Genomic DNA, 13,954 nt, shown 5'->3' with positions numbered 1-13,954 from the left:
TCTGATGGAATCGCTGAGCCGCTCCAAGCCCTTGTTTTTACGCAATTCCGGACGAAAGGCACATGGCGTGATGTCCCTGGAATTGCTCTAGCAGTCGCTGCAAGGGATCGTCAGGCTTCTGCGGGGACGCAGATAGTAAGTCTCGCCCATCGATATGCCGTTGGCGAGGGCGGCTGTCAATCCAAGCTTCTGTTGAGTGTCCGTGGTCCAGCTGATGATCGGCTGGTAGCCCAATGTGCTGTCGACGCGGATCAGGAAGGTGCCGGCCACGTTGAGCGTTGTCGGAACCGTTGCGGCCGAGCCTGCTGCGGCGCCGACGCTGTTGACGCCGTTGGCCACCCTGCGTGACCACGCCACCAGCACTTTGGGCGGCGTGTCGGTGGTGACCTGGATTGCGGTGATGGTGATGTTTGGCGTCGAGCGGTTGTAGGGCTGAATGGTCGACGTGCCGATTTGCATGATGGCGTCGAGATCCGCCTTCACGACGGTCGGCTGTTGCGTGACGAGATCGGCCACCATGCTGCCGATACGGCTGACCTTCTTGCTGGTCTCGATAGCCTGCGAAGCCTCCATGGTCATGAAATACAGGATCAGCAGGATAGGCACGATCAGGGCAAACTCGACCGCCGCCACGCCGCGGCGATTGCACCAGAACCCAACCGTCTTGCTCCAGATCCCTGCAGTTTCCAGATGTGCCCCCGCACGCATCATACCATTGCCCTTTTTCTTGTCGGTGCTTCCGAACTCAATTGAACGGCTCGTTCTGCCAGGTCACCGACGCAAAATGCAGCGTCCTGCCGCCACTCAGATTGGCCATCGACTTGGCCATCAGATCGGTCATGACAGGCCATTTGTAGAAGACCCGCAGCATGTTCTTCGATTCCGCCGGCCCCGGGGAGTTCACGAATGTCTGGGAACTGGTGCCTTGCATCAGCACGACATCACCGTTCTGGATCTTGAAGCCAGCCTGGGCCGCGTCGGCGAAAGTCGAATACTGGCGAAGATCTACGAGCAGCTGTTGTGGGCAATCCGTGGAGACGATGATTTCCAGTTTGTTGCAGATCAGGGTCGTCAAATTGTTCCCGGCGACATCGGCCGGCCGCAACTGGCCGGTGCGCAGCTGGCGGGCAACATCGTCGGTGATGTTGGCCATCACCTCCTGCCCGGCGAATGAGATGCAGCTCTCGAGGATGGCGAACACCAGGAGAGCGAAAGGCAATGCAAGCAGCGCGAATTCCAGGGCAGTGCTGCCGCGCCGGTCGCGAACGAAGCGCCTGAAAGGCCGGGCGCGCGCCGTCTTGCGTTGATCCGTCGAACCGATTGCCTTGCCCATACCTGTTCCTGCCATCCTTGGACGGTCGCGACAGGGGTACTAACGCAAACCGATTGAGGTCCGGTTTGAATGATCATTAAAGTCGGCGCGGGCGTCTTAACCGGGCGGTAACCCGGCCGCCGGTCTGCCGCGCAGCCTATTTGCTGACGCTCATTTCAGCCTCGGAGGATTTTTCCGCCTCGCTCTTGTAGGAGCTTTCGCAATAGGGCGTGCAAGACATGGTCTGGACCTCGGCACGTCGATAAATGCGGACAGACGAGGCTGCCTGCCGCACGACGGTAACCTGCGCGTCGACGATCGGGCTACCTTCCTGGTCGAGCACGACGAGATTGGTGACGCCGAAACCCTTGCCTGTGAGCACGATCGTGGAGGCGTCCTGGACGGAGGCATCGGCGATTGCCGGGTTGCCGACGACGACCGTGTCGGCGGGGCGCGACAATTTGACGATCTTGGCCTGGTTCATGGTGACCTCGATACCGGCGCCGGCCCTGGCCGGCGTGATCAAACTCGCGGTCGCAAGGAGCACGGCAATCAGGATTGAAGGTCTCGGCAAGGCCATTATGGCGCTCCACGCAGGCGGACTGTTCAACGGAACATGAACGAGATTGGTGAACCAACGGTTAAGTCGACCGCCGCCGACCGTTGTCGCGGTCGGCATCGCTGCTCGCGTGGCCAGGTCCAGGCGCCGGGCCGCGAGCTTCGCCAAGCCCTTGCCTTCTGCGGCGTTGGCCTGGGAAATGGTGCTTTAGCCGGCGCTTAGTGCGGAGTTAACCACGCACTATGTTCGATCCGGGAAAGGAATCGGTAAGGCTGTTTATTAAGCCGATCGAAAGAGCTTCTCCCTAGATTGGCAGCATCCGATCAACCATCACAGAAGTTGACGGAAGTGCTGTAACACGTGGAGTAGGAGCTCTCGAATGTCTAATCTCATTGCACGTTTCGTGAAGGACGAATCCGGCGCGACCGCTATCGAATATGGTCTGATCGCCGCTCTCATCGCACTCGCCATCATCACCGGCGCTGGCGCGCTCGGCAATGCCATCAACGCCAAGTTCACCTCGATCGGAACCACCCTGAACTCCAGCGGCAGCTGATCGGCTTATTGCTGAACGTTCAGATCGTGTTCTGGACAGGGGCCGCCAAGTGGTGGCCCCTGTTTTGCGTTGCGTGTTCATGTCGCGGCTGACGACGGTCGTGTTTGCATTGCGGGCCTCGTCAATTGCAGGCCTCATCAATTGCAGGCCTCATCAATCGTTAATCGATCCATTCTAGATTGAGCCCCTGGACAATAGGCATAGCGCCGATGCTTGAAGCCCTGATCTTCGTCGTATTTCCGTTCTGCATGCTGTTTGCCGCGATCTCCGACATGCTGTCGATGACGATCGCCAATCGCGTGCCGGTGCTGCTTGTCGTCGTCTTCGCGCTGGTTGCGCCGCTGACGGGCATGGAATGGGCAGCCTTTGGTTGGCATTTCGCCGCCGGGGCCTTGGTTCTGGCCGTGACGTTCGGTTTGTTCGCGATGGGTGGCATGGGTGGAGGAGACGCCAAACTGCTCGCCGCTACGGCCGTGTGGATGGGGCTCAACGTGCATCTCGTTGAATACCTTGTCGTCTCGACATTCATTGGCGGCCTCTTGACGCTCGCCATCCTACTTTACCGGAAGTCGCCGCTGGCGGTATTTACCGGCCGCAATCCATTCCTGCGCCACTTCGCGGAAGAGTCAGCGGGGGTTCCTTATGGGATCGCGCTCGGCCTGGGCGGATTGCTGACCTATCCGGATTCGCCTTTGATGGTGTGGGCGCTGGCAAGGCTGGCCGGCTGAACACGATCTAATTTCCCCATTCCCTACCGCGTTGTCCGACCTGGCTTTGAAGGAAACCGGCCGATACTTGCACGCAAGGCGACGCAATCCATCTAATTTATGTAAACCTTAAATTAATCACGATCGTAAGCATTACATTAACCTTGTTTTGACGATTGCCGCTGCAAAGTCCGGCTTGGCTAGGTTTGCCAAGGCGAGGTTCGGACAAAATGCCAGCATCCCGACTGATTATTCTAAGCGTGGCGGTGGCCGCGGCGGGTGGCGCTGGTTATGTCGCGAAAAACATGGTCGCTGCGCCGCCGCCCCAGATCGTCGTCGAATCCGGTCCCAAGGCCCCTGCCGTACCTCTGCAGGATGTGCTTGTGCTGTCGGGCGATGTCGCGATGGGCAGCGCGCTCGGGAACAATATCACCTGGCAATCCTGGCCGGCTGACGGCATCAACGCCAATTTCATCACCAAGGCCACCGCCCCCGACGCCCTCGAGAAACTGAAAGGGTCGATAGCCCGCGTGACGATGTACGCGGGCGAGCCCGTGCGGCGTTCCAAGCTGATCGGCGAGGGGCAGAGCTTCATGTCGTCGATCCTGCCTTCCGGGATGCGGGCGGTCGCCACGACCATATCGGCTGACACTTCGGCTGGCGGCTTCATCCTTCCAAACGATTTCGTCGACGTGATCATGACCCGCAAAGCGGATGCCAGCAGCGGCAGCACCGGTTTCAACACCGAAACCATCCTCAAGAACATCCGCGTCCTGGCAATCGACCAGACCATCCAGGAGGACGAAGAAGGCAAGAAGACCAGGGTGGGCCAGACCGCCACGCTGGAGCTGACCCCCCGGCAGGCGGAAATCATCACCGTTGCCCAGCAGATGGCCGATCGCCTGACCCTGGCGTTGCGGTCGATCACGGACACCCAGGAGAAGAATCCGGGCGAGGCCGACTATCTCGTTTCTGGCAATGGCCGCAGAGGAACAGTGAGGCTGATCAAGTCGGGTGAAGTTTCCGAAGTAGGGGCAAGGAAATGAGGCTAAGCGGTAAACTCCCGGCAATCATAGCCGCGGCATTCGGCCTGCTGCTCGTCGGAATGAATGTTCAGGGCGTCGTCGAGGCGAAGAGTACGCGGGTATCGGCTACGACGGCCGCCCAGCGCGTGAAGCTTGGCCTCAACAAATCGGTCGTCATCGACCTGCCGAGCGATGCCTATGACATCCTTGTCGCCAACCCGACAGTTGCCGATGCCGTAACCCGGACCGCGAGGCGGATCTACCTGTTCGGCAAGGCGGTCGGCGAGACCAACATCTTCGTCTTCGGTCCGAATGGCGAACAGATCGCCAGCCTGGACCTGGCGGTCGAACGCGACGTCGCCGGGCTGGAGGACTACATCAAGCGCTTCCTTCCGACTTCGGCCATCAAGGTGGAATTGCTGAATGACAACGTCATCTTGACCGGGACGGTCGACACGCCGCTGGACGCCAAACGGGCGGTCGACCTGGCGACGATCTTCGTCTCGGGCGGTGAAGCGACGACAGGACAGTATTCGCAGACCGCGGCCGGCGGCTCGGCCCAGAGCGGTGTCGACATCAACAACCCGGACCAGGAGCGCCGTACCTCGAAGATCGTCAATCTCTTGCAGATCATCGGTGACGACCAGGTCACGCTGAAGGTGACGGTCGCCGAAGTGAGCCGGTCCGTGATGAAGCAGCTCGGCGTCAATATGGTCGGCAGCGGCGGCAGCAACGGCATCAGCTACGGCGCGCTCAGTGATCCTTTCGCTGGTCTCGGCAAGCCGCTATCAAACGCGGGCTTCAATATCAGCACGTCGGGGCTGCAAGCCTATATCAACGCGATGGAGCAGTCCGGGGTCATGAAGACCCTGGCCGAGCCGACCTTGACCGCCGTGTCCGGGGAGAAGGCGACCTTCAAGGTCGGCGGCGAATACAACATGGTGAGCGGGGTCAGCGCCAACGTATCCACCGACAATCAGACCGGTCTGAAGACCTATACCGTCGATAAGATCGAGTATGGCATCGGCCTGGAGTTCCAGCCGGTGGTTCTGTCGCCCGGTCGCATAAGCCTGAAAGTCAGAACCTCGGTTTCCGAACCGACAACCGAGGGGTCCGTATCGTCATCCACGGACAATAGGAGTATCGGCATGAATGCCTTGTCACTGCGCAAGCGTCTTGCGGATACGACCGTTGAACTGCCCTCGGGCGGCTCCATGATGATCGCCGGCCTGGTTCGCGACGACGTCAGGCAAGCCGTCACTGGGTTGCCTGGACTGACAAAGATCCCAGTGCTCGGCGCGCTTTTCCGCAGCAGGGACTTCGTGCGCAACGAGACCGAGCTCGTCATCATCATCACGCCCTATCTGGCACGGCCGGTTGCACGCAACGAGCTCGCCAAGCCGGACGACAATTTCAACGCGGCCAGCGATGGTGCCGCTATGTTCCTTGGCAAGGTCAATCGCGTCTACGGCACCATGCAGACCGACAGGCCCAACGGCCGCTATCACGGCGTTGTCGGCTTCATCTACAAGTGAATGAGGAAGCGGACATGTCTCAGTCAGCGTTGAAGACAACGACCACCAAGACGACGAGCACCAGCCGTTCGCGCCTGCGGGTCCTCCCGTTCCTGGCAGTTGCGGCGACGGCCTTGCTGGCCGGTTGCGCCCAGCGCGACAGCGTCACTGTCGGTGCCATTCCGGATGACTATCGCACCAACCATCCGATCGTCATCGCGGAGAAGAATCAAAAGATCGACCTTCCCGTCGGCGCTGGCGACCGCGGCATGACCGGTTCGCAGCGCGATACGCTTCTGGGTTTCCTCGACGGCTATGACAAGAGTGCCGCACCGACGCTGACGATCCAGATTCCCCGCGGATCGGCCAACGAGGTTGCCGCGACGGCGGCCGGTCGTGATTTCGCCAGGCTCGCGATCGCCAGTGGCGTCAAGCGCAACCGGATCGTCGTGGTCGCCTACCAGGCCGGATCGAGCGAAATATCCGCTCCGGTTCGCGTCGCCTATATCTCGGTAAAAGCCCAGACCGACAAATGCGGACGCTGGCCCGATGACCTGGTCGAGACGTCGGAAAACAAGCACTACGCCGACTTCGGTTGCTCCTACCAGAACAATCTCGCCGCTCAGATGGCCAACCCGGCCGACCTGATTGGTCCGCGCAAGCAGACCACAATCGACGCGGAAAATCGTGGCGCGGTGATCGACGTTTATCGCAACAGGGGCATTTCGGGTGAATTCCTCGGCAATTCGGAAGTGACCTACTGAGCCGCCCTCGGGAAAAAGAAGCCAGCGAAAGAACGGGCCACGGAAAGAGCATGACCATGAGCAACCTTGCCTATGACGCCACCGTGGACGGCGGCGATACCTCGCCGCAGGACATCGCCGCGATGCAGGCGTTGCGGCCGGTTCCGCGCATTTCGATCCAGGCATTCTGCGAGACGGAGGGCGTTGCCAATCCGGTCGAGCGTGCCGGCGAGGATCGCCGCATGGCCAAGGCACATCTCAAGGTCCATATGGGCGGCATTCCCACCGCCATCGAATTCTATCAGTCGGCGCCCACGCCGAACCTGATCCTGCTGGAGTCGCGCAGCGAACCCAAGCAACTGCTGGAACAGCTCGCCCAGCTTTCGGAATACTGCGACCCGACCTCGAAAGTGGTGGTGATCGGTCATTACAACGACGTCGGTCTCTATCGTGAGCTCATCCGGTCCGGCATCTCGGAATATGTCATCGCTCCGGTGTCGATGGCCGATATCGTCAGTGTCGTCTCGTCGATCTTCGTCGATCCGGAGGCCGAGCCGCTCGGCCGCTCGATTGCCTTTGTCGGCGCCAAGGGTGGCGTCGGCTCGTCCACGATCGCCCATAACGTGGCCTGGGCAATGTCTTCGCTGTTCAAATCCGAGGTCGTCGTTGCCGACCTCGACCTCGCCTTCGGCACGGCCAACATCAATTTCGATCAGGATCCGGCACAGGGCATCGCCGAAGCGGTGTTCTCGCCCGAACGCATCGATGAGGTCTATCTGGACAGGCTGCTGACCCAGTGCGCCGAACACCTGTCGCTGCTCGCGGCGCCCTCGACGCTGGAACGCGTCTACGACTTCGACCCCGATGCCTTTGCTCAGCTTGTCGATACCGCGCTCCGCAGCGTGCCGCTCCTGGTGCTGGACGTTCCCCATGTCTGGACGGGCTGGGCCAAGAACACGCTGGTCAAGGCCGACGAGATCGTCATCACGGCGACGCCGGAACTGGCCAATCTGCGCAACACCAAGAACCTGCTCGACATGCTCAAGCGGCTGCGCCCCAACGACCCTCCGCCGAAGCTGATCATCAATCAGGCCGGTGTTCCCAAGCGTCCGGAGATTTCGCCGTCCGATTTCGCCGAGCCGCTCGGCCTCACGCCGATGTCGGTCATCGGCTTCGATCCGGTGCTGTTCGGCAATGCAGCCAACAACGGGCGTATGCTCGGCGAGATGGATGCCAAGAACCAGGTCGTCGCCACCATCAACGAAATTGCCCATGTGCTGACAGGGCGCAGCGAAATCAGGACGAAAAAGAAGGCTGGCCTCGGTAGCCTCCTCGGCAAGCTCTCGCGCAACAAGAAGTGACGCTTTTGGGACCGGTAGTCGATCATGTTTGGTAAAAGAGGCAACGACGACGGCAACCGGTTCAAGCCGGAATTCCGCCAGCCGGCACCGGCGCCGGTCACGCCGGCGGCCGCGGGTTCGGCGGACACGGCGGTGCTTGCCCGGCCCGCGGCGGCGCCTCCGCCGAGCGCCCCTGTCGCGCCGCCGGCCCGCCGGGCGGTCGATGCGCCGCCCATCGCGCCAGAGCAGAAGCGAGGCCCGCGCGAAAAGAGCGAAACCTACTACGACACCAAGAGCCAGGTTTTCTCGGCCCTCATCGACACGATCGACCTGTCGCAGCTCGCCAAGCTCGACCCCGAAAGCGCGCGCGAGGAAATCCGCGACATCGTCAACGACATCATCGCGATCAAGAATTTCGCGATGTCGATCGCCGAGCAGGAGGAACTGCTCGAGGACATCTGCAACGACGTGCTTGGCTATGGGCCGCTCGAGCCGCTGCTCGCCCGCGACGACATCGCCGACATCATGGTCAACGGGTCCAAGAACGTCTACATCGAAGTCAATGGCAAGGTCGAACAGACCAGCATCCGCTTTCGTGACAACCAGCAGCTTCTCAACATCTGCCAGCGCATCGTCAGCCAGGTCGGCCGCCGTGTCGATGAATCCAGCCCGATCTGCGACGCCCGTCTTCCCGACGGCTCCCGCGTCAATGTCATCGCACCGCCGCTCGCCATCGATGGCACCGCGCTCACAATCCGCAAATTCAAGAAAGACAAGCTGACGCTCGATCAACTGGTGAAGTTCGGTGCCATTTCGCCGCAAGGCGCCGAAGTTCTCAAGATCATCGGCCGCGTCCGCTGCAACATCGTCATTTCGGGCGGCACGGGCTCCGGCAAGACGACACTGCTCAACTGCCTGACCAACTACATCGACCGCGAGGAGCGCGTCATCACCTGCGAGGACTCGGCCGAACTGCAACTTCAGCAGCCGCATGTCGTGCGCCTGGAAACCCGTCCGCCCAATCTCGAAGGCGAGGGCGAGGTGACGATGCGCGACCTGGTCAAGAACTGCCTGCGCATGCGGCCGGAGCGCATCATCGTCGGCGAAGTACGCGGACCCGAAGTGTTCGACCTGCTGCAGGCCATGAACACCGGTCATGACGGCTCGATGGGAACGATCCACTCGAACAGCCCACGCGAATGCCTGAACCGTATCGAATCCATGATCGCCATGGGTGGTTATTCGCTGCCGCAGAAAACCGTGCGCGAAATCGTCGTCGGCTCGATCGACGTGATCATCCAGGCGGCGCGTCTGCGCGACGGGTCGCGGCGCATCACCCACATCACCGAAGTGATCGGGATGGAAGGCGACGTCATCATCACCCAGGACATCGTTCTCTACAACATCAAGGGCGAGGACGCCAACGGCAGGCTGCTGGGCGAGCACGTCTCGACCGGCATCGGCCGCCCGCATTTCTGGGATCGGGCGCGATATTACGGCGAGGAGCAGCGTCTCGCCAATGCGCTCGAGGCGATGGAGAAACGTGCTGACTGACGCATCCGCAGGCGTGAAGGTTCTGGTCGATGTTTGGAATTGACGGCACCGTATTGGCGTTTGTCGTGCTCGCCGGCTTCAGCGCCGGCGCGGTCGCCTATGCATTCCTGTTCAAACGGATCAGCAACGAGAAACAGGCCGGCAAGCGGCTGGAAACGATCAAGGCCGCCGAGACCGACCGCTCCGTCGTCAAGGCCACGCGCGACCGCGCGACGGATGCGGCCAAGCGCCGTAAATCCGTGCAGGATTCGCTGAAGGAGCTCGACGAGAAGCAAAAATTCAAGGACAACGCCGTCAAGAAGCCGCCGCTCAAAGTACAGATTCGGCAGGCCGGGATGAAGGTTACGATCGAGCGTTTCTATATCTATTCCGTGATATGCGGCCTCGCGCTGACTATTGTCGCTTTCATGCTTGGAGCGCCGCTGCTGGTCCTGCCCGGTGTGCTGGTGGCTGGTGCGTTCGGCCTGCCGCGTTGGTTCGTCTCGTTTCGCCGTGCGCGCCGGGTCAAGGCATTCCTCAACGAATTTCCGAACGCGCTCGACATCATCGTGCGCGCGGTCAAGTCGGGCCTGCCGCTGAACGATGCCATACGCCTGATCGCCAACGAATCCCCCGAGCCTGTGAAGGCAGAGTTTCGCCGTATCGTCGATTCACAGCAGATGGGCCTGTCGATCCCCGATGCGACCTTGCGCATGCCCGAAACCATGCCATGCGCCGAGGCGGGTTTCTTCGGAATCGTGATCCAGATACAGTCACAGGCCGGCGGCAATCTCTCCGAAGCTCTGGGCAATCTTTCGCGCGTGCTGCGCGATCGCAAGAAGATGAAGGCCAAGGTCCAGGCGCTGTCCATGGAGGCGAAGGCTTCCGCCGCGATCATCGGCGCACTGCCTTTCATCGTCTCCTTTCTCGTCTATCTCTCCAGCCCCAACTACCTGATGCCGCTGTTCACCACCAGCATTGGCAATCTGATCCTCGGCGTTTCCGGCGTCTGGATGTCGATTGGCATCTTCGTGATGCGCAAGATGATGAATTTTGAAGTCTAGGGCCGCGGCATGAGCGAACAAGTCGTCAAGTCACTGACGGATCCCAGCCTTCTGATCGCGCTGCTGGTCGGCATCGCCGTGTTCGCGACCGTGTTTACGCTGCTGCCGGCCTTGGGCGGAAACCAGCTCAAGGCGCGTATGAAATCGGTGGCGCTGGAGCGCGATGAGCTTCGCGCCAAGCAGCGCGCGCGGCTTGCGAGCGAGGCCGATCGCCGCCGCAAGGGCCTGCGCGAGCAACAGTCGATCGGCATGCGCAACATTGTCGACCGGCTCGATTTGCGGCGCGCTTTGGCCGACGAAAGCACCTTGCAGAAGCTCAAGGTTGCCGGCTTTCGTGGGCAGAATCCGCTGACGCGGTTTCTTTTCTTCCGTCTCGTGCTCCCTTTCGTCGGCTTCGCGCTGGCTCTGGTCTACATGTTCATACTCGGGGGATTGCCGGACAAGCCATTGGTCGTCCGGCTGTTCGTCTGCGTGCTCGTTGCCTATGGCGGCTTCTACACACCAGTGCTCTACGTCAACAACCGCGCCACCAAGCGCAAGCAGTCGATCCAGTTGGCGTGGCCTGATGCGCTCGACCTTATGCTGATCTGCGTGGAATCAGGCATGTCGGTGGAAGCAGCGCTACGCAAGGTGGCCGACGAGATCGGCGCGCAGTCGGTGCCGCTGGCGGAAGAGTTCATCCTGACCAACGCCGAGCTTTCCTACCTGCAGGAACGCAAGCAGGCCTACGAGAATCTCGCAAGCCGGACCGGCTTGGAATCGGTCAAGTCTGTGTCGCAGGCGCTCGTCCAGGCCGAGCGCTACGGCACGCCGGTAGCGCACGCGCTGCGCGTGCTTGCGGCTGAAAGCCGCGACATGCGCATGAACGCCGCCGAGAAAAAGGCCGCGGCCTTGCCGCCCAAGCTCACCGTGCCGATGATCCTGTTCTTCCTGCCGGTGCTTTTCGCCATTATTCTTGGCCCTGCCGGCATCCAGGTCAGCCAGCGCGGCATCTTCGGCGATCAGCACAAGTCCAGTAGCCAGTGACGTATCCGCTCGGACAGGACGATGGCCGCGCGGCGTGCAGCGCGGCGATCCTCCTGTCCGGCATGGTTCGGTGATTGGCCGCCGCGTAGTTGAAGCGCACCTTCGCCGCGGGGGGACTTGCGCAAAGTTAAAGAGATTAGGCGGCTCGGCGGTTTTGTTTTAACGCAATTCCGGACGGAAACCGCTGTGCGCTTTCCTGGAATTGCTCAGTTGGTCGCGGCTTTCGCCTTGTCCTGATCCTTGAGCTGGCTCCAGGCATTCTGCTGGGCCAGCATCTGCCTGAGATAGGCGACATTGGCCTGCGCCTGTTCGGGCGAGAGTTCCTGCGAGGCGATCTTCTCGGCTTCGTCGAAACGGCCTTGCAGACCCACGACCAACGCCAGGTTCTGGCGCACACGGCTGTCGGCATTAGGCTGCTGGGCGGCCGAACGCATATAAGTCTCGGCGGTGCGCAGATCCCCTTCCAGCACGTAGGACATGCCGAGATTGGATAGAACCGAGGGTTCGTTCGGCTTGAGTTCGAGGGCCTTGCGGTAAAGCTGGCGCGCTTCGTCCTTCTGGCCGGTCTGATCGAGGATGGCCGCCTCCGCCGACACCAGCTTCCAGTCGGGATATTCGGGCGTCTGTGCGCGACGCACGGCGTCGAGCGCCGCCTCGAACTGACCATTGGCGGCGAGCGCCTTGCCATAGGCGGCGAGCACGTCGCGGTCCTTGGGGTAGGCGATCGCCAACTTGCGCATCACGGCAAGCGACTGGTCGGCATCGCCGTCCATCTGCAGCGCGGCCGCGAAGTTGGTCGCTATACGCTTGTCGTTGGGGTTCCTGGCGTAGGACTGGCCAAGTGCGGCGGTGGCATTATGCAATTCTCCAGCCGACATGGACTCCAGCGGCTTGCCGCTGGTGCGGCTGATGGAGCCAGTCGTGAGCTTGCTGGTTCCGCAACCGGCGACGCCCGCCGCGAGCGCCAGCATGAGGGCGGTGGTGACAAGCCGTTTTGCCCTTGCATTCACTGTGCGGTTGGTCGGCATCGGCACCTAGGCCTCCATTCATACGCGTAGCCATTGCGTGGCCATCTTCCCTCCCGCAGAAATATTCTGTTAACCCTAACGGAGAGTTAAGAACCGCCGACTCGGGGCCTGGGCTCGGCATGGGAGAACATCGAATGCCTGTTGAACTCGTCGAGAAACTGGATGGCGCGTTGCCGGTGCATCTGGTCGCCCGTGATGGCCTGGAAGCCGCGGGCCTTGCGCCATCCGCGATCGCTTGGGCCAGGGCCAATGGATTTTCGGGTGAAGCAGGCAGGACGCTGGCCGTGCCCGGCGAAAACGGCGCGCTTGCCGGCGCCTTGTTCGGTGTTGGCGATGGAGAGGGCGCGCTCGCTCTCGGCGCGCTGTCGAAGACCCTGCCGGAGGGGGACTGGCATTTCGCCTCGGCGCCCGCCGAGCCGGAACTCGCGGCAATCGCGTTGGCGCTCGGCGGTTATGTTTTTACCCGCTACGGCAAGAAACCGGGCAAGGCGCTGCGCTTTGACGTGCCGGCCGGTGCCGATCCGGCTCGCGTGCGCCGCATCGCCGACGGCGTCTTCCTGACGCGCGACCTGGTCAACACGCCGACCAGCGACATGGGACCGGACGATTTGGAGAAGGCGGTGCGGACCCTGGCCGGGACCCACAAGGCCGAAGTCTCCGTCGTCAAGGGCGACGACCTGCTCGCGCGGAATTTCCCGATGATCCATGCGGTCGGCCGTGCCTCGACCGGCGCGCCGCGTCTGATCGACATGACATGGGGGCAACAGGGCGCGCCGAAGGTGACGCTGGTCGGCAAGGGCGTCTGTTTCGACACCGGCGGCCTCGATATCAAGCCGTCCTCCGGCATGCTGCTGATGAAGAAGGACATGGGCGGCGCCGCCAATGTGCTTGGTCTGGCTTCGATGATCATGGCTGCCGGGCTGAACGTGCGGCTGCGCGTGCTGATCCCCGCGGTCGAGAATTCGATCGCCGGCAATGCCTTCAGGCCGGGCGACGTGCTGGCGAGCCGCAAGGGCATCACGGTCGAGATCGGCAACACCGACGCGGAAGGGAGGCTCGTGCTGGGGGACGCGCTGGCGCTGGCCGACGACGAAGAGCCGCAGCTCCTGGTCGACATGGCGACGCTGACTGGAGCCGCCCGTGTCGCGCTCGGCCCCGACCTGCCGCCCTTCTACACGGGTGACGAGGCGCTGGCATCGGAACTCGCTGCGGCGTCGCTCGCGGTCGAGGATCCGTTGTGGCGCATGCCGCTGTGGCAGCCTTACGATGCGAAACTGTCGTCGAAGATCGCCGACATCAACAATGTCACCACCGACGGTTTCGCCGGTTCGATCACGGCGGCACTGTTCCTCAAGCGCTTTGTCGAGAAGACGGCGAACTGGGCGCATTTCGACATCTTCGCCTGGAACCCAGCCGATCGTGCATACGGTCCCGCCGGGGGCGAGGCGCAAGGCATCCGCGCCCTGGAGCAGGTCATCTCGGCACGGTTTGGCTGATTCGGCGGTGGCGGGCAGAGCCGGCAAATTGCTGAAACTGAAACGGAACCG

At 61.8% G+C, this 13,954-nt stretch carries 14 protein-coding genes; 10 read left to right on the top strand and 4 right to left on the bottom strand.

Translation table 11 applies throughout. The features are described 5' to 3' along the window. Positions 1-87: 87 nt before the first annotated feature. The 3 genes from FJ934_RS05930 to FJ934_RS05920 form a co-directional block, all read right to left on the bottom strand. Positions 88-711, bottom strand: coding sequence for a TadE/TadG family type IV pilus assembly protein (locus FJ934_RS05930; RefSeq protein ID WP_140607711.1), 624 nt, complete (start codon positions 709-711; stop codon positions 88-90). A gap of 34 nt (positions 712-745) precedes the next feature. After that, a complete protein-coding gene (locus tag FJ934_RS05925; RefSeq protein ID WP_140607710.1) occupies positions 746-1,333 on the bottom strand; it encodes a TadE/TadG family type IV pilus assembly protein in 588 nt (195 codons plus the stop codon). A 136-nt stretch (positions 1,334-1,469) separates the two neighbouring features. Then, on the bottom strand, positions 1,470-1,892 hold the full coding sequence (locus tag FJ934_RS05920; RefSeq protein WP_140607709.1) for a pilus assembly protein N-terminal domain-containing protein: 423 nt from the start codon (positions 1,890-1,892) through the stop codon (positions 1,470-1,472). A 358-nt stretch (positions 1,893-2,250) separates the two neighbouring features. Here FJ934_RS05920 and FJ934_RS05915 point away from each other — a divergent pair, with 358 nt between their 5' ends. The 9 genes from FJ934_RS05915 (at position 2,251) to FJ934_RS05875 (ending at position 11,379) form a co-directional block, all read left to right on the top strand. After that, positions 2,251-2,427, top strand: coding sequence for a Flp family type IVb pilin (locus FJ934_RS05915; protein WP_140607708.1), 177 nt, complete (start codon positions 2,251-2,253; stop codon positions 2,425-2,427). A 209-nt stretch (positions 2,428-2,636) separates the two neighbouring features. Next, positions 2,637-3,155 (top strand): prepilin peptidase, encoded by a 519-nt coding sequence (locus FJ934_RS05910; RefSeq protein WP_140607707.1) that lies wholly within the window; start codon positions 2,637-2,639, stop codon positions 3,153-3,155. A gap of 209 nt (positions 3,156-3,364) precedes the next feature. Continuing rightward, a complete protein-coding gene (gene cpaB, locus FJ934_RS05905) occupies positions 3,365-4,180 on the top strand; it encodes a Flp pilus assembly protein CpaB (protein WP_140607706.1) in 816 nt (271 codons plus the stop codon). Next, positions 4,177-5,694 carry a type II and III secretion system protein family protein gene (locus FJ934_RS05900; RefSeq protein ID WP_140607705.1) on the top strand — a complete coding sequence of 506 codons (1,518 nt, stop codon included), beginning with the start codon at positions 4,177-4,179 and terminating at the stop codon, positions 5,692-5,694. Before cpaB ends, FJ934_RS05900 begins: the two co-directional genes overlap by 4 nt. Positions 5,695-5,708: 14 nt before the next feature. Further along, on the top strand, positions 5,709-6,437 hold the full coding sequence (locus tag FJ934_RS05895; RefSeq protein WP_140607704.1) for a CpaD family pilus assembly protein: 729 nt from the start codon (positions 5,709-5,711) through the stop codon (positions 6,435-6,437). A 50-nt stretch (positions 6,438-6,487) separates the two neighbouring features. Further along, on the top strand, positions 6,488-7,777 hold the full coding sequence (locus FJ934_RS05890) for a CpaE family protein (protein WP_140607703.1): 1,290 nt from the start codon (positions 6,488-6,490) through the stop codon (positions 7,775-7,777). 24 nt (positions 7,778-7,801) lie between these two features. Then, positions 7,802-9,310, top strand: a complete 1,509-nt coding sequence (locus tag FJ934_RS05885) for a CpaF family protein (RefSeq protein WP_140607702.1) — start codon at positions 7,802-7,804, stop codon at positions 9,308-9,310. 29 nt (positions 9,311-9,339) lie between these two features. Continuing rightward, positions 9,340-10,353, top strand: a complete 1,014-nt coding sequence (locus FJ934_RS05880; RefSeq protein WP_140607701.1) for a type II secretion system F family protein — start codon at positions 9,340-9,342, stop codon at positions 10,351-10,353. 9 nt (positions 10,354-10,362) lie between these two features. Next, the gene (locus FJ934_RS05875) at positions 10,363-11,379 is read left to right on the top strand and encodes a type II secretion system F family protein (protein ID WP_140607700.1); all 1,017 of its coding nucleotides are present in this window, start codon (positions 10,363-10,365) and stop codon (positions 11,377-11,379) included. Positions 11,380-11,585: 206 nt separating this feature from the next. Here FJ934_RS05875 and FJ934_RS05870 read toward each other — a convergent pair whose 3' ends face one another. Then, positions 11,586-12,407 carry a tetratricopeptide repeat protein gene (locus tag FJ934_RS05870; RefSeq protein ID WP_140607845.1) on the bottom strand — a complete coding sequence of 274 codons (822 nt, stop codon included), beginning with the start codon at positions 12,405-12,407 and terminating at the stop codon, positions 11,586-11,588. 134 nt (positions 12,408-12,541) lie between these two features. Between FJ934_RS05870 and FJ934_RS05865 the strand changes: the two genes are divergently transcribed. Further along, positions 12,542-13,903: a leucyl aminopeptidase family protein gene (locus FJ934_RS05865; RefSeq protein WP_140607699.1), complete on the top strand. Its 1,362-nt coding sequence runs from the start codon at positions 12,542-12,544 to the stop codon at positions 13,901-13,903. Positions 13,904-13,954: the final 51 nt, after the last annotated feature.

It is taken from the genome of Mesorhizobium sp. B2-4-12 (assembly GCF_006441575.1).
In the GTDB taxonomy this organism is placed as follows: Bacteria; Pseudomonadota; Alphaproteobacteria; order Rhizobiales; family Rhizobiaceae; genus Mesorhizobium.
This window is presented reverse-complemented; position numbering and strand designations above follow the sequence as displayed.